13 protein-coding genes are annotated in these 16,002 nt (G+C 67.9%); 1 reads left to right on the forward strand and 12 read right to left on the reverse strand.

Annotated features, from left to right (window positions below):
- Positions 1-251: 251 nt before the first annotated feature.
- From V5F75_RS06770 to V5F75_RS06795, 6 genes are all read right to left on the reverse strand, one after another.
- Positions 252-1,961, reverse strand: a complete 1,710-nt coding sequence (locus V5F75_RS06770; RefSeq protein WP_394035895.1) for a carbamoyltransferase C-terminal domain-containing protein — start codon at positions 1,959-1,961, stop codon at positions 252-254.
- Between the two features lie 303 nt (positions 1,962-2,264).
- Positions 2,265-3,635: an O-antigen ligase family protein gene (locus tag V5F75_RS06775; protein WP_394035893.1), complete on the reverse strand. Its 1,371-nt coding sequence runs from the start codon at positions 3,633-3,635 to the stop codon at positions 2,265-2,267.
- Positions 3,632-4,462: a WecB/TagA/CpsF family glycosyltransferase gene (locus V5F75_RS06780; RefSeq protein ID WP_394035891.1), complete on the reverse strand. Its 831-nt coding sequence runs from the start codon at positions 4,460-4,462 to the stop codon at positions 3,632-3,634. The genes V5F75_RS06775 and V5F75_RS06780 overlap by 4 nt, the downstream gene beginning before the upstream one ends.
- An 89-nt stretch (positions 4,463-4,551) precedes the next feature.
- Positions 4,552-5,361: a polysaccharide biosynthesis/export family protein gene (locus V5F75_RS06785; protein ID WP_509212150.1), complete on the reverse strand. Its 810-nt coding sequence runs from the start codon at positions 5,359-5,361 to the stop codon at positions 4,552-4,554.
- Between the two features lie 414 nt (positions 5,362-5,775).
- Positions 5,776-7,899, reverse strand: coding sequence for an exopolysaccharide transport family protein (locus tag V5F75_RS06790; RefSeq protein ID WP_394035887.1), 2,124 nt, complete (start codon positions 7,897-7,899; stop codon positions 5,776-5,778).
- A gap of 189 nt (positions 7,900-8,088) precedes the next feature.
- Positions 8,089-9,381: an oligosaccharide flippase family protein gene (locus V5F75_RS06795; RefSeq protein WP_394035885.1), complete on the reverse strand. Its 1,293-nt coding sequence runs from the start codon at positions 9,379-9,381 to the stop codon at positions 8,089-8,091.
- Positions 9,382-9,704: 323 nt separating this feature from the next.
- On the opposite strand from V5F75_RS06795, the gene V5F75_RS06800 reads away from it, so the two are divergent.
- Positions 9,705-10,118: a hypothetical protein gene (locus V5F75_RS06800; protein WP_394035883.1), complete on the forward strand. Its 414-nt coding sequence runs from the start codon at positions 9,705-9,707 to the stop codon at positions 10,116-10,118.
- Positions 10,119-10,607: 489 nt separating this feature from the next.
- On the opposite strand, the gene V5F75_RS06805 is transcribed toward V5F75_RS06800, so the two are convergent.
- From V5F75_RS06805 to V5F75_RS06830, 6 genes are all read right to left on the reverse strand, one after another.
- Entirely contained in the window at positions 10,608-10,853 is a 246-nt protein-coding gene (locus V5F75_RS06805; protein WP_394035881.1) for a hypothetical protein, read from the reverse strand.
- Positions 10,854-11,262: 409 nt separating this feature from the next.
- Positions 11,263-12,048, reverse strand: coding sequence for a succinate dehydrogenase iron-sulfur subunit (locus tag V5F75_RS06810; protein ID WP_394035879.1), 786 nt, complete (start codon positions 12,046-12,048; stop codon positions 11,263-11,265).
- Between the two features lie 111 nt (positions 12,049-12,159).
- Complete coding sequence (sdhA, locus tag V5F75_RS06815) at positions 12,160-13,995, reverse strand: succinate dehydrogenase flavoprotein subunit (protein ID WP_394035876.1); 1,836 nt, start codon at positions 13,993-13,995, stop codon at positions 12,160-12,162.
- 3 nt (positions 13,996-13,998) lie between these two features.
- Positions 13,999-14,397: a succinate dehydrogenase, hydrophobic membrane anchor protein gene (gene sdhD / locus V5F75_RS06820; RefSeq protein ID WP_394035874.1), complete on the reverse strand. Its 399-nt coding sequence runs from the start codon at positions 14,395-14,397 to the stop codon at positions 13,999-14,001.
- A 10-nt stretch (positions 14,398-14,407) separates the two neighbouring features.
- Positions 14,408-14,809, reverse strand: coding sequence for a succinate dehydrogenase, cytochrome b556 subunit (sdhC, locus tag V5F75_RS06825; protein ID WP_394035872.1), 402 nt, complete (start codon positions 14,807-14,809; stop codon positions 14,408-14,410).
- Positions 14,810-15,254: 445 nt separating this feature from the next.
- Positions 15,255-15,941 carry an OmpW/AlkL family protein gene (locus V5F75_RS06830; RefSeq protein ID WP_394035870.1) on the reverse strand — a complete coding sequence of 229 codons (687 nt, stop codon included), beginning with the start codon at positions 15,939-15,941 and terminating at the stop codon, positions 15,255-15,257.
- Positions 15,942-16,002 lie beyond the last annotated feature (61 nt).

Raw genomic sequence — 16,002 nt, forward strand, 5'->3', positions numbered from 1 at the left:
TGCCGCGCCGCGCATCCTCGCCGTGTGCATGGCCGGCCGGTGCGGCCGGGCTGCGCCGCCCGCGCCGGTTGGCCTTGAGCGTCCCGCACCGCAGGGCGCCGTAACGTCAGGTCGCCTGCGTTCATGGTGTCGCGCCGCTCGGGCGGATCATCGGGCCGCAGCGTGGCGGACCTTGTGTCGCGCCATCCGCGCGGGTGCCTGTGGGCGCCCGGCAACCCTGGATCGTGAGCGGCGGGCGCGCCCATGGAGGCTCAGGCGCCCGGCTTCGTCACCAGGAAGGGCCCCACCGCCAGCCAGTTCAGGCCCGAGTTGAGGAGCACGTGCACGGCATCGCGCGGGCGGTGCACCAGCGGCAGGCCGTGCAGGTTCAGCGAGGTGTTGAGCAGCCCGCCCACCCCGGACTGGGCCGCGAACCGCTGGATGAGGTCCCAATAGGCCGGGTTCGCCTCCTGCGCCACCACCTGGGGGCGGCAGGTGCGGTCGTAGGGGTGGGTGCCCGCCTTGAGCTGCTCCGCGCCGGCGCCGGTGGTGTCGAAGGAGAGGATCATGTAGGGCGCGGAGACGTGCTTGGGATTGCGCAGGTAGATGTCCGCATATTCCGCGACCATGGATGCGGCGAATGGCATCCAGAAGTCGCGGCTCTTCACCATCTCGTTGATCTCGCGGATGACGTCGGGGTTCCGCGGGTCCGCCAGGATCGCCCGGTTGCCGAGCGAGCGGGCGCCGAACTCCTCGCGCCCGGCGAAGCGGCCCACCACATGGCCCTGGGCCAGAAGCCCGACCACCGCATCGTTGATGTTGTCCGGGCGCGAGAGGAGGATGTCGCCGCGCTCGGTCCATTCGGCGAGGTCGGCGCGGATCTCCTCGTCGGACCAGTCCGGCCCGAGATACATGGAGGCGAGAGCCGGCACGGCGCCCCCGCCCTCGCGCTCGGCGCGGGCGAGGTAGGCGGCACCGATGGCGTTGGTCTCGTCGCCGCAGGAGGGGAAGACGAAGATGCTCTCCACCTCGTCCATCTCCATGATCCGCTTGTTGGCCTTCACGTTCATGAAGACACCGCCGGAGAGGCAGAGCCGGCCGATGCCGGTTTCCGCCACCGCGCGGCGCACGAACTCGCAGAGGATTTCCTCAGTGAACAGCTGGACGCCGCCCATGATGTTGTCGAACCGCTGCTCGAAGAACAGCTTCTCGAGCACGGGCTGGATGTGCAGCGTGTGCGGCACGCCGGGCGCGCGGGACCAGACCGGGGTGTGGTCGTCCACCCAGCGGAACAGGGTGTGCAGCCGGTCGGCGATCTTGCGGCTGCCAGACGTGGCGGCATAGGGCGCCATGCCCATGATCTTGTATTCATGCTCCAGCGGCACCATGCCGAGCATGTAGGTGACCACGGCATAGAGGGTGCCGAAGGAATCGGGGTAGGGCACCTCGTGCAGCAGCTTCAGCGTGTTGTTCTCGCCGATGCTGACGCTGGCGCACAGGCCGTCGCCGCCGCCGTCCACGGTGAGCACCAGCATGGGCTTGCTGCGGTCGGGCTGGCCGAAATAGGCGGTGGCGGCGTGGCAGGCGTGGTGGCCGTAGGTCCTGATGGCATCGGGGCGGAAGCCCATGGCCACGTAGGCGTCATGGCGCTGCTGGGCGCGCTGGCGCTCCACCGCCAGCCGCAGCGGCGTCTGGCCGAGGGCGGTGCGCACCCGCCCCTGCCAATGGGCCGAGCGGCGGAACACGTCGATCCACCCGGCGCGGTCGAGCGGTACGGTCGGCAGTCCGGCGAGGGCGAGCACCGAAACGTCCTGCGGCTTCACGCCGGTCTCCCGCAGCAGCCATTCGAGGCCCATGGCGGGAACGCCGTGGTAGTTCTTGACCCGCCGAAGGCGTTCTTCCTGAACGGCCGAGATCGTTCCATCCTGGGACAAAGCGGCAACCGCGGAATTGTGGGAATCGCTGACGCCGATGACGGTCACTTTCACACTCCGAAAGACAATTTGCGCCAAGCCGGAATGGCTTTGTCAATGGCAGGGGGAGTAAAGCGGGGTTCTACGGGAGGAAGGATGACGCTTTGGACACGGCTTTTGACAACAGCCTAGTTCGCCGGGCGTTAAAAAGCGATGTCCTTGTCGTCGCGTCAGGGGCCTGACCACGTTTATTGTCGGTGTCCTGCGCGCCATGGGCATCTTTCCTTGCAGGCCATGCGTACTGCGCAAGCCCGTCCCGGTTTCGCGGCCGGGTTTCCGCCCGCGCATGCCGATCCGCGCCGGATGCTCGTCTCATGCTGCCTGTGGCCGGCCCAGCCACCGCCGGCGCGGACGCCCCGGCGGCGGGCGGAACGCCGCCGGCACCGCGGGCTGCGATGCGCTGGTGGCGTAGACGACCAGCGCCAGCGCGACACCGAGCTCTCCGGGCTGGAGCACCAGCGAGTAGACCGCGGAGGTCAGCAGCAGGTAGAGCACGTAATCGGACACGGCGAGCGCGAAGGGATCGCGCGCCGCCATGCCGCGCCGGGCGGTGAAGACGAAGGCCCATACGTGCACCATCAGCACCAGGATGGCGCCCGTCAGCCCATATTCGAACACCACGCCGAGCCAGCCCAGGTCCGAGATGAAGAACTGGCTGTAGCCGAAGATGTCGGCGAGCGTGACCGAGCCGAAGCGCGTGGTGGCGCCCACGCCGAAGATCCAGCGCATGGTGTGGTCGCCCAGATAGCGCACCGCGATCGCGCTCGAATTCTGCCGCACCGAGAGCGAGCCGCCGAGGCTCTGCTCCATGCTGTCCCAGCCCGCGCCGCCGAACAGGCCGAGCTTGGCGGCCACCATCACCAGCATGGGCACCATCATGGCGATCCCGATCCCGATGGCGAAGCGCCGCGCCCGGCCCGGCAGGGACATGACGATGCCGTAGGCGGTGACCAGTACCGCCATCAGGATCGCGGTGCGCTGCTTGTAGGTGAGCACCTGGATCAGCAGGCACACGGGGATGAGGAACAGGCGGAAGGGCCGGCGCTCCATCACGAAGCTGCGGCCCAGGTAGAAGATGAAGATCATGCCGAAGAACATCGACATGTAGACGCGCCGGCCGCGGTCGGTGTCGTATTGCAGGAGCTTGCCGTTGATGGGGTCGGTCACGAACCAGGAGCGCGGCGCGAGCGTGTAGAGCAGCACCAGCAGCACGAAGGTGGCGATGCCGTAGGAGAGGCACACCGCGCGCACCCGCTCCGGCGGCAGCGCCAGGAGCGAGAGCAGGCCGGCGAGCGCGAAATAATAGGTGAAGGGCCACGCCTTCACCGTGGTGGCGAGCGCGTCGAGGAGGCCGTTGCCGAGCTGGATGATGGAGATCAGCGGCGTGAAGCCGAGAAGGTAGGCGAGCAGCAGCAGGAACAGGTTCCGCCCCGGCAGCCGCAGGCGGATGGCGCCGTAGAGGCTGAGCGGAAACATGAGGAACGGCCACGCCTTCGACAGGAAATAGGGCGGCGGCAGCTCGTTCAGGTAATGGAACACCTGGGCGAAGAAGGGCAGGACGAAGACCAGCGCGAGCGTCGCGGTCCTGGAAACGGCGGGGCCCCCGTAGGCGCGCGGGCGCACCCGCCGCCGCAGCGGCATCACCACCTTCCGGGCCGGACGCGTCGGGCCGGCCACGCTCATGGCGCGCGGTCCGCGCCGTCCGGCTTCGCCATGCCATAGGCGGCGGGGTTCAGCCGCGCCTTGGCGGCGGCGAGGAAGACCGGCATGGAATCCACGAACACGCGCTTCACCTGGATCTTCGGGTCCTGCACCAGCCGGTGCAGCCACTCCACCCCCAGCCGGCGGTAGGCGAGCGGCGCGCGGGTGGAGAGGCCGGTGAGGAAGTTCAGCGAGTTGCCCACGCACAGGCCGGTGCCCACCGCCCTGCCGCTGCGCCAGACGAGGCGCGTGACATATTCGGAACGCGGCGAGCCGGTGACGAAGAACACGTAGCGGGCCGGGTGATCCAGCACGAAGGAGACGCAGCGCTCCACGTCCTCGGGCTTGTTGATGAAGCCCATGGGCGGCACATGCATCGCCACGTTGGTGAGGCGATAGCGCGCCTTGAGGCGCTCCAGCATCTCGTCCGAGCCGCCGATGATGGTGATGGCGTCATCGGGCCGGATATGGCGCTCGAACAAAGCGGTGGTGATGTCGGAGCCGGGCGCGCGCGGAATGTGGAGGCCGAACAGCTTGCGCGCCAGCGCCCGCGGCACCGCCCCGTCCATGGTGTGCAGCCAGGCGTTCTCGTAGATCTCGATGAAGACCGGGTCCTTCAGCTCGTTCAGCCGGGTGAGGTTGGCGGCGTTGGGGGTCACCACATAGGCGAACGGGGCGCCCGGCGGCCGCGAGGCGATGAGCGCGGCAGCGCCTTCCGCGTCGAGGCACGCGAACGGCACGTTGAGGAAGGTGATGGTCTGCACGTCCGCCGGCAGGGCGACGGGCTGCGGCAAGGCTTCCTGCGGCATGGCTTCGGGTCCCGCTCCTGTGTTTCGGCCGCGGGGCGCCGCGCCGGCCTCTCGTGTCCCATCCCGCCGGGGCGGCGGCGCCCGTTCGCTCAGGGGACGAGCGAGGTGGTGCCGCCGTTCTGCGTGTAATTGCCGATGGTATAGCTGAACGAGCGCTGGAACGGCACCACGCGATTGATGAACTGGTCGATCCAGAGATTGACCTCGGCGATGGAGCTGCGCGGCACGAAGATGATGTCGCCGCTCTGGAGCGGCACGTCGCCGTCGGCGAAGCCGGTCTCGATCATCTCGCGCACGTCGATCAGGCGCAGCATGGGCATGTTGTCGGGCCCGCGGCGGATGAGTGCCACCTGGCCGGTGCGGGCCTCCTCGGTGAAGCCGCCCGCCATCACGATGCCCTGCAGCACGCTGACGCCGGAACTCTCCACCTTGATCATGCCGGACTGCTTCACCATGCCGCCCACATAGACGCGGGGGCCGGAGGCCGCCTCCAGGGACACCACCACCTTCTGGTCCACCAGCTCCTTGCGGGAGGCCTTGCGGATGTAGTCCTCGACCCCGGTCAGAGTGGAGCCCTCCACCCGGATCTGCCCGATGGCGCGCGGGGCGATGGTGCCGTCGGGGCTGACGGTGAGCTCCTCGTCCATGTCGCGGGTGATGAAATACTTGATCTTCAGCCGGTCGCCCGGAACCACCCGGTAAGCGGGCAGGGTATCGCTCCAGGGGCGGAAGCGGTCAGCGTTCACCTCGGTGAAGCGCAGCTCGTGGCCGGTGGTGAAGGGGGGGGTGCCCGTGTTCTGCGAGGTGGCGATGGCGGCGCAGCCGCTCAGGGCGAGGGGGCCGGCGATGAGCGCCAGCGCCACCGGAGCCATGCGCCGGGTGGTCCGGTCCGGCACCATGTGGCGAGCGGATGCGATCCAACCGCACCGGGGCAAGACCATCGGGGACTCCCAAAATGACACGTTCGCACCACGCCCGCCGCGTCCTGGCCGATTGTCCCCTCCGGCCTCCGGAGCGGCGATGCCACCAACGCGAGCTGAACCGCAATTCTTGGTTAACACACGCTAAAGCGGCACGGTTAACAAAGTCCTTAACGCTACGCTGCAAAGCAAAATAGCCCCGGCTTCCGACCAGGGCAGGCGGTAGCGAAATGTAGCGCGGGCCTGTGGATGGTGCGCGTGCGGCGCGGTAGGGGAGGGTAGAATGCGCGACGCCGCCCGCCCGTCTCCGGTGGAAGCGGGGCGGGCGCGCGGCGAATCACGCGGATGCGGGCAAGGGGCGGTGAGGTGCCCGAGGGCACCCGCGCGGCGCCCTCAGGCGCGGCGGTAGAGCCAGGCGGGCAGGTAGAAGCGCCGGCCGAAGAAGACGAGACCGAGCAGCGTGCCGCCCGCTTCGGCCACCGTGTCGCGCAGGTGGATGGCGGCCGGCTTGCGGGTGATTTCCGCATGGACGGTGAGGATGTTGCCGTCCACCAGCTGGGTGAGGCGCTGGGTGACCAGCGAAGAACCCTGGAGGCTGGAGCAGATGATGATGCAGTCGAAGGCGACCTTGAGCGCCTTGATCATCTCCTCGCCTTCCACCACCGGCAGGCGCACGCTGAGCAGAGGCGAGGATTCCACCTCCGCCGCCGACCACAGCAGCGGCACCGGGGTCGTGGTCACCGCGAGGCCGCCGATCACCTCCATGTGCCCGGTGTGCAGCGGGTAGGGGGTGTAGGAGCTGAGGTCCACCAGCAGGGTGCGCATGCGGCGCTGGGTGGCGAGCTCCTCCGCGAGGCGGCGGCAGAACCAGGGCAGGGTCTCGTCGCGATCGGGAGAGAGGAAGTGCATGGCACGCAGCGGCACGTCGTCGATGCGCGTGTCGAGCAGCAGCGTGGCGCAACTGCCTATCGCCTGGTCCACCGCCGGGCTGGCGTGCTCCTCCACGCCCTCGTCGAAGGTGGCGAGGTTGGGCAGGTCCAGCAGGCGCTCCGGCTCGCTGGGCATGATGAAGGTGGTGCGCAGCACCGAGGCGATGGCGCCCGCGGCCGCGCCGAACAGAATGCCGCCGATGAGGCCGCCCGCCAGCATGGGCAGCACCAGGGAGCGCTTGGTCACCGCCGCCCCGGCCTCCTGCACCAGGCGCACGTTGGACTGGCGGGTGCGGGCGGCGGTTTCCTCGATATTGGCGGCCACCGCCCGGCGCAGATACTCGCGATAGCCCTCGCTCAGGGTCTCGCGCTGGCGGATGAGCTCGATGAGCCGCGTCTCTGCCCCACGCAGGATATCGATGCGCTGCTGCGCTGCGATGCGCTGCTGCTCCAGCTCGTCCCGCTGCTTGCCGAGGGAATCCTTCTCCACCTTCAGGTTGAGGACGAGATTGTCCACATAGTTGATGGAGGGATTCCGCGAGGCTCGGTCGGTATAATAGGCGTTCTGCCCGCGTTCGGCGATGCGCTTGCGCATCGTGTCGATCTTCTTCTGCACCTCCTTCAGCAGCGGGCTGCCGGGGGCGTACTGGGCGGCGAGGCGGTCGCGCTCCAGCAGGAGCTGGGTGAGCTGGTTGGAGCTGTCGTCGCCCTGGAGGGCGTCGTTCTTCTCGGAGAAATCGAACACCGAATCGGGTAGCGCCCGGCGCTGGGCCTCGGCCTCCGCGAGCTGGGCGGCGAGGGTGGCCTCGCGCTCGTCCACCTGGCGGATGCGCTGCACCACGCTGTCCATCTGGTTGGAGGCGAGGATGGCGTCCTGGTTGAAGTCGATCACCCCCACCTTGGCCTTGAGCGCCTCGATGTCGTTGTCGGCGGTGGTGAGGTCACGCTTGAAGCGGTCCACCTCCAGCATGAGGATCTTGGCGGTGGGATTCTCGAACACCTTGCGGCGGCTGGCGAGGTAGTTCTGCACCAGCGCATCGGTGGTCTTGACGGCGATCTCGCGGTCCGGATTGGTGAACTGGACCTGGATGATGTTGGAATCGGAGACCACGTCCGCGCGCAGGCTGCGGCGGAAGCGCTCGATGGCCTGGTCCATCTCGTCCTGGCTGGAGCCGAGCAGGCGGGTGAGGCTGCTCAGCGGGCCCGGCGGGAACAGCCGGTCGAGGCCGATCTGCTCGATGGTGGTGCGGATCACGTCCGCGCTCTCGATGATCTGAACCTCGGATTCCACCTGCTTCAGGCCCTCCACCGTGAGCACGGCGGGGCCGGTGTCGGTGATGTTTCCGGCGTTGGAAACCTCGCGGTTCACGATCACCAGCATCAGGCTGGAAGCGGTGTATTCGGTCTTGGCGAGGGCGGCGGCGGCGATGCCGATCACCAGCGGCACCAGGGCCGCCGCAGCCACCACGCGGATGTGGAAGAAGGCGGCGATCAGGAAGTCGCGCAGCGTGAAGCTCGGCGCCTCCGCGGCGATGGCCGGTGCGAGTGCGGTGTCGTCCGCGGTGCCGGCCTGTTGCGCCATCGACATGCTTCCCCCTGCGGCCATCCGCTTCGTCCTGCCCCGCCGTGGCGGCCGCGCCCCCGCGCTCCGCCGGCTCCCGTCCCGGCTGGCCGCGCGGCCGCAAGGGCGGCGTCACGCGGGCGGGCATCGCCGGAGGAATCATGCCCTGGCCCGATTACCCCGCGGTTAAGCGGTCGTGCGTGAAGCCCCCGGCGCTCAATAGGCACGCCGCATCAGCTTCAGCACCGCCAGCGTGGTGCCGATGGCCCCCTGCGCGATGAAGAGGGAGGTGGCGACCGCCGCGCCGATCATGCCGAAGGGGGGAATGAGCGCGAAGCACAGGATGATGCAGCTCGCGAGCTGGGCGCCGTTCAGCCAGCGCAGCACCCGCCCGTGGCCGGTCATGGCCAGCATCACGTCCTGCGTGGGCAGCAGGCAGTTGATGAGTTGGCCCACCGCCATGATGACGAGCGCCGGGGCAGCCGCCTCGAAGCCGGGGCCGATAAGGTGCAGGAGCCACCCCGGCGCCACCAGCATCACCGCGATGGCGGGCACGCCGCAGGCGGCGATGGCGAGGCGCGCGCGCCGGTTCAGCCCGCGCAGCTGGTCGAAGTCGCCGGTGCGGTGCGCCGCCGCGAACGACGGCGCGGCGATGGTGGAGATGGCGATGATGACCACCCAGATCAGCACCGTGATGCGGCTGGCCACGCTGAACCCGCCCACCGCCGCGGCGCTGGCATAGGCCGCCAGCACCATGGTGGGGATGGAATTGAGCGCCGCCTGCACGTTCTCCACGATGGCGAGTGGCCAGGCGCTGCGCCACAGCGCCGGCAGGCGTTCCACCGGGCCGTCCTTCGGCGCGCTCACGGCGAGCTTGCGCCGCTCGCCGAAGAGCAGGCCGAAGCCCAGGGCCGCGCTCGTGATGTTGGCGAACGCCAGCGCGTAGAGGATGCCGTGGAGCGAATGGATGCCGAGCGCCAGCGCGCCGAAGGTGAGGATGGGCCACAGGCCGTTCTGCACGAACTGCCCCGCCACGCCCCGGTGGCAGCCGGTGAGCGCGTGCGCGGCGAAGATGCACAGCGCCTGCGGCAGGATGGATGCCGCAGAGATCATCAGCGGCACTGTCAGCGCGTGCTCCTTGAAGACGTAGGTGGCGAGCGGCTCGGCGGCGAGGACGGTGGCGAGGCTCGCGGCGAGGCCGCCGGCCGTGACCCATAGCGTGCCCGTCAGCAGCGCCTTGCGTGCATCCGGCCCGCGGCCCACGGCGAGTTCCGCGGCGATATGGCGCATGACGGCCTTTTCAAAGCCGCCGCGCGCCACCGTGGCGGCCGCGCTCACCCAGGTGTTGCAGAGGAAGAACAGGCCCGCCTCCACCACGCCCAGGATGCGCGCCGTGAGCATGTAGAGGCCGAGCTTGCCCACCACCTCAAGCCCGCGCACCACCAGCGCGGCCCCGAACGCCCATTGAGCGAGGATGAGACGGAGGATGGGCTGGAGGCGGACCTTCATGGGGCTCTTGGCGGCTGGCGCCGGGCGGCGCGGAGGGGAAAGGGGCTGTGGCTCAGGCGGGGTTGGAGCGGCGGCGCTCGCCGGTGTGAGACGAGGCGGCGGAGGATGAGGCGGCGCGCCCCCCTGTCTCGTGCCTGCGCGGAGGTGCTATGGAAAGACTTGGCGCCGGCTCGCGCGGGTCGCCACCGCTTTCTCGCGAAGACGCGGCGGGGCACCAACGGGGCGCTGAAGGTAAGACTCGCCGCATGGGCGGGAATGGGGGGATGTTCGGACCGATGAGGCGCACGCGGAAACGACTCCGGGCCGTGGTCGAGGCTTGGTTCATGAAGCACGCGCCGCGCCGCGCCGCAAGGGCGTGCAGCCTGGCCGTGCTCGCGGTGCTGGCGGCGGCCACGCCCGCGCGGGCTCAGCTTCAGATCCTCGATCTCAACGACCTTCCGCGGCAGCGCACCCTGACCCCGATGAACCGCCTGCTGCCCATCGACCCCCATGTGGTGATCCGCGCCTATCTCGCGAAGCACCTGCCGAGCCTGTGGTGGGGACGGGAAGTCGATTTCGGGAACAACCGCATCGCGGTGGAGATCCATATCCCCGACGGCTGGCAGGGCAACCCCACCAGCGCGATGATGCGCCTGTGCCCCCAGCCCAACGACAATCTGTGGCGCACTTTCCGCGAGATCGAGATGCGCCCGTTCTTCCAGAAGAAGTTCTGGCCGAGCTGGACCTGCCGGCTCTGAGGGCTGGGCGGAGCGCGCAAGGCGATGGCCGGCCCGGGATCGCCGAAGGCTGAGGCGGAAGCTCCCCGCTGCTTACGGCGAGCCACCAAAGACGTTCGGGAAGCGGGGCTTGCGAGACGCGCGTCGCGGCCTTGGACAAGGCGGCGATGTTCGATATGGCGCTCAGCCCGGAAGGCGCGGTTCATATTCGGGCGGATCGGCAGCCCTTAGGACCTGCATCGTTCCACGGGAATACGCGGGAGGCAGCGCTCCAAAGGCTCGCGCTGAACGTGGGGCGGTGGTAGGGGGGGGTAAGCCTTCCGGTCGTCTGCCGCCCCGGCGCAAGTTCACGCTGCACTTAGGCGAGGCTCCGGGCACACCGGATAAAGACGAAGCCAGTGCACAAGGTGAAAAAGGCATGTACGCGGAAGCCGAAGGGTGAGCCCTTCTAGAGAAGGAAGGGCTCTTACCTTTGCTGCGCGGCCAAAGGAGAAAGTATCAGCTCACGCGTCAGGAGACGAACTGATCTCCAAGGTTCTGGTGCATCGGCTGCGCCTGCACCACGCGGCCCTTGTAGGCGCGGTCGAAGCCGAACACGAGGGCAGTCACCGCGAACGCGAAGAAAATCAGCGTGCTGGTGGTGCTGAAGGTAATGAGGAGACCGGCGAACAGCTCGAAGCTGCGCTCCGGATAGCGCAGGATGAAGGGCAGACCGATCGCCGCAAGGGCAATGAAGATGGACAGGCGGCGCAGCATCGCACTTCTCCGGAGGGCGCGGCCCTTATCCTCACCGGGCCATCCACCTCTTTACCATGCGGGGCCGGTGGTGAAAAGACCGCTTACACGCTCACGTTCGCGTGTCAGGCTTTCGCCTTCGGCCGGCGCCGCGCCTCATTCGCCGCGGAGGCCGTCTCACGATCGCCTGTCCGAAAACCGTGGGCGCCTTGGCGGTGATCGGCGCCAGACTCCAGGATGCTTTTGTGAGCGTCATCTGTTTCCGGTGACGGGAGGCGGCCATATGGACCGGTGCGACGGAGAGCGAAACTTGAAAGAAAAAAGCCGCCACCGTGGCCGGTGACGGCTCCTTCATTTCCGAATGACGGCGCAAGGAGCAGGGCAAGCCCCGCCGGCGATCGGCGCGGAACAGGCCCGCACCGGGCCGAAATCAGATGGCGCGCTCCACCATCATCTTCTTCACTTCGGCGATGGCCTTGGCCGGGTTGAGGCTCTTCGGGCACGCCTGGGCGCAGTTCATGATGGTGTGGCAGCGATACAGCCGGAAGGGATCTTCCAGATTGTCGAGGCGGGTTCCGGTGCGCTCGTCGCGGCTGTCCTTCAGCCAGCGGGTGGCCTGGAGCAGGGCGGCCGGGCCGAGGTAGCGGTCGCCGTTCCACCAATAGCTCGGGCAGGAGGTGGAGCAGCAGGCGCACAGGATGCACTCATAGAGGCCGTCCAGCTTTTCGCGGTCCTCCTTGGACTGGCGCCACTCCTTCTCGGGGGCGGCGCTGTCCGTCTGCAGCCAGGGCTCGATGGACGCATGCTGCGCGTAGAAGCGGGTGAGATCCGGCACCAGGTCCTTCACCACTTCCATGTGTGGCAGCGGATAGACGCTCACCACACCCTTCACCAGCACCTCGTCCATGCCCTTGGTGCAGGCGAGGGTGTTGGTGCCGCCGATGTTCATGGCGCACGAGCCGCACACGCCTTCGCGGCAGGACCGGCGGAAGGTCAGGGTCGGGTCGATTTTGTTTTTGATGTAGATGAGGCCGTCGAGCACCATCGGGCCGCAGTCCTCGCGGTCCACGTAATAGGTGTCGATGCGCGGGTTGCGGCCGTCGTCGGGGTTCCAGCGGTAGATGCGGAACTCCGTCAGCTTCTTGGCGCCGGCCGGCTTCGGCCACACCTTGCCCGCTGTGATCTGGGAGTTTTTCGGGAGAGTGAACTCAGCCATGGGACGTCCTGGATCGCTGGAGCGGTGGTCGCTTGAGGCAGGACCGCCCGCAGGAATTCTGGCCATGGCCGCACGCGCCGCAGCGGGCGCGCGCGGTCGAGGAAGGCGGTCTCAGTACACGCGCTTGCGGGGCTCGATATACTGGATGTCGTTCGACAGCGTGTAGGTGTGCACCGGACGATCGTCGAGCCGCACGCCGCCTGTCTTCGAGTCGAAGTAAGCGAGAGTGTGCTTCATCCAGTTGGCGTCGTCGCGCTCCGGATAATCCTCGCGGGCATGGGCGCCACGGCTTTCCTTGCGGTTGGCCGCGCTTTCCATGGTCACCACCGCCTGGCCGATCAGGTTCTCGAACTCCAGGGTCTCCATGAGATCCGAGTTCCAGATCAGGCCGCGATCGGACACGCCGATGTCGCTCGAGTGATCGAACACTTCATGGATGAGGGTCTTGCCCTCCTCCAGAACCTCGCCGGTGCGGAACACCGCGCAATTGTTCTGCATCACCTTCTGCATCTTGAGACGCAGCTCGGCGGTGGGCGTGGAGCCCTTCGCATACCGGGCGGCATCAAGGCGCGAGAGCGCGAGCTCGGCGCTGTTTTCCGGCAGCGGATTGTGCTTCTCGCCGGGCTTCACCAGCTCGGCGGCCCGCAGGCCGGCCGCGCGGCCGAACACCACGAGATCGATCAGGGAATTGGAGCCAAGGCGGTTGGCGCCGTGCACGGACACGCAGGCCGCTTCGCCGATGGCCATCAGCCCGGGCACCACGGTGTCCGGATCGCCGCTGCGCTTGTCCAGCACCTCGCCGAAGTAGTTCGTCGGGATGCCGCCCATGTTGTAGTGCACGGTGGGCAGGATCGGGATCGGCTCGCGGGTCACGTCCACGCCGGCGAAGATCCGGGCGCTCTCCGAGATGCCGGGCAGGCGCTCATGGAGAATGGCCGGGTCCAGGTGGTCGAGGTGGAGGAAGGCGTGATCCTTGTTCTTGCCGACGCCGCGGCCTTCGCGGATTTCCATGGTGATGGAGCGCGAGACCACGTCGCGGGAGGCGAGGTCCTTCGCGGAGGGCGCGTAGCGCTCCATGAAGCGCTCGCCTTCGGAGTTGGTCAGGTAGCCGCCCTCGCCACGGGCACCCTCGGTGATGAGGCAGCCCGAGCCGTAGATGCCGGTGGGGTGGAACTGCACGAACTCCATATCCTGCAGCGGCAGGCCGGCGCGCAGCACCATGCCGCCGCCGTCGCCGGTGCAGGTATGGGCCGAGGTGGCGGAGAAGTAGGCACGGCCGTAGCCGCCGGTGGCGAGCACGGTGAGGTGCGACCGGAAGCGGTGGATGGTGCCGTCGTCGAGCTTCAGCGCCACCACGCCGCGGCAGCGGCCTTCTTCGTCCATAATGAGGTCGATGGCGAAGTATTCGACGAAGAACTCAGCCTTGTGCTTCAGCGCCGCGCCATAGAGCGTGTGCAGCATGGCGTGGCCGGTGCGGTCGGCGGCGGCGCAGGTGCGCTGGGCGGTGCCCTTGCCGAAGTGCGTGGTCATGCCGCCGAACGGGCGCTGGTAGATCTTGCCGTCCTCGGTGCGGGAGAAGGGGACGCCCCAGTGCTCCAGCTCGTAGACGGCGGCCGGCGCGTTGCGCACCAGATACTCGATGGCATCCTGGTCACCCAGCCAGTCCGACCCCTTCACGGTGTCGTACATGTGCCATTCCCACTTGTCGTCGCCCATGTTGCCGAGGGACGCCGCGACGCCGCCCTGGGCGGCCACGGTGTGGGAGCGGGTGGGGAACACCTTGGTGATGCAGGCGGTGCGCAGACCGGCTTCGGAGCAGCCCACCACGGCACGCAGGCCCGCGCCACCGGCACCCACCACGAGCACGTCGTAGGTGTGGTCCTGGATGGGGTAGGCGGCGCCCAGCTTGGACGGCGCGGCCGCCCCATTGGTTGCGGTATCGGCCATGTGTCAGCCTCCCAGGCTGATCTTGAGCACGGCGAAGGCGCCGGCGAGAGCGATCGCGATAGTGAAGAAGGTGTTGGCGATGATGAGCGCCACCTTCAGGCCTTCGGTGTGCACGTAGTCCTCGATCACCACCTGCATGCCGAGGCGCATGTGGGTGGTGACCGAGAGAAGGGTGAGGAGAAGGATGATCGCCACCAGCGGCTGGCCGAGCACCGCGCGGGTTTCCGCGTAGCTGGCGCCGGCGAGGCGGATGACGATGATGATGAAGGCGATCATCAGCAGCAGGTTGGCGAGGCCGGTGACCCGCTGCAGGAAGAAGTGCTCGGTGCCCGTGTGGGCGGAGCCGAGGCCACGCACGCGGCCGAGGGGGGTGCGCATGGGGGAATGAGTGTGGTTGCTCATGTCGCTGTCCTCAGCCCTTGAGTGCGAGGCCGATGATCCACAGCACGATGGTGAGGCCCACCGAGCCCGCCAGCGTCGCCTTGGCGAGGAGCATGCGCTCCTGCAGGCCGAAGCCGTGGATGAAGTCCCAGATGAAGTGGCGCACGCCGCCGAGGGCGTGATGGAGCAGGGCCCAGGTGAAGCCCAGCAGCACCAGGAGGCCGATGAACGACCCGGCCAGCCCGCTGAAGGTGGCGAAGGCCGAGGCGGTGGACGCCGCGGCCAGCAGCCACCACACGAACAGCACCATGCCGAAGTACAGCCCGATGCCCGTGATGCGGTGCACGATGGACATCACCATCGTGAACAGCGGACGGTAGATCTGCAGGTGAGGCGAAAGGGGGCGCTCGATGCGCGAAGGACTATCGGCCATGGGCCTCCTCCAAAAATTGACCGATCAGGTATCTCAATCGTGGCCAGTTCGCAACGATTCCAAAGCGGAAAGGCTGCGGTTTAATGATCGGATGGGGGCGGCAGCGCAATTGGTCCTAGGTTGGATGAGGCGCGGCCGCTGCCGGTTTCCGGGTCGCCGGGGGTGTGCTGCATCGCAGTGACGCCGGACGATGGCACGTCCTTACACCCATCTGCGCACTCTTGTATCCCGTAAAGACTTCACTTTTTCTGACAGACGCCGGCGAGGGGCGGGAGATGGCTGCGCGGGCGGCGGCAAGTGCGCCGGGCGGTGTCTCGCTTGCCTGCTACGCTTGGACGCACCCGCCGGCCGGCGGGTGCACGCTCCGCGCGAAGCCGGCCCCAAAACGGCTGCGGCGCCGGGGAGGTCCCCGACGCCGCGCGAAAAATGCCGAATGTGGCTTCGATCAGAAGCGGTAGGTGACACCACCGCCGATGAGCCAGGGGTTGAGGTCGGCGGTGCCGCTCAGGATCGCGCCGCCGGCGGTGTTCAGCGTGAAGTCGGGCTTCAGGTAGAGCTTCTTCACGTCGACGTTGATACCCCAGTGCTTGTCGAACATCCAGTCGAAGCCGGCCTGGAGGGCGAGGCCCCAGCTGTCCTGCACGTTGATCGAGTCGAACGCCGCGTTCTTGATGCTGGAGTTGTAGAACACCGTGTAGTTCACGCCGGCGCCGATATAGGGCTTGAAGGGCCCGAAGTCGGTGAAGTGATACTGCAGGGTCAGGGTCGGCGGGAGGATCCACACCTTCGCGACGTCGTTCAGGCCGGCGAGCGCACCCTCACCGGTGATGGTGGAGTTGGTGGTGCCGAGGATGAGTTCCGCAGCGATGTTCTTCGTGAAGAAGTAGGAGATGTCGATTTCGGGGATGACCGAGTCGGAGTAGCTCAGGTCCGAGTTGAGCACGCCGCTCACGGAGCCGCTGTTCTCGGGCTTCACGTAGAGCGCGCGCAGGCGGATCATCCAGGGGCTCTGGGCTTCCTCGGCCACCGGCGCCTTGTAGACGGGCGTCGAGAGGTCGGCCGCAGCAGCCTGACCCGCCATCAGCGCACCGAAAGTCGCCGCAAGCGCAGCCCCGAAACCGAACTTGATCATCCCCCAACTCCCGCAAATGTGAATTTATCGTGCGTTAGACATCACGCTCCGGGCGCAGAAT

It is taken from the genome of Xanthobacter albus, from assembly GCF_043194895.2.
Taxonomy (GTDB): Bacteria; Pseudomonadota; Alphaproteobacteria; order Rhizobiales; family Xanthobacteraceae; genus Xanthobacter.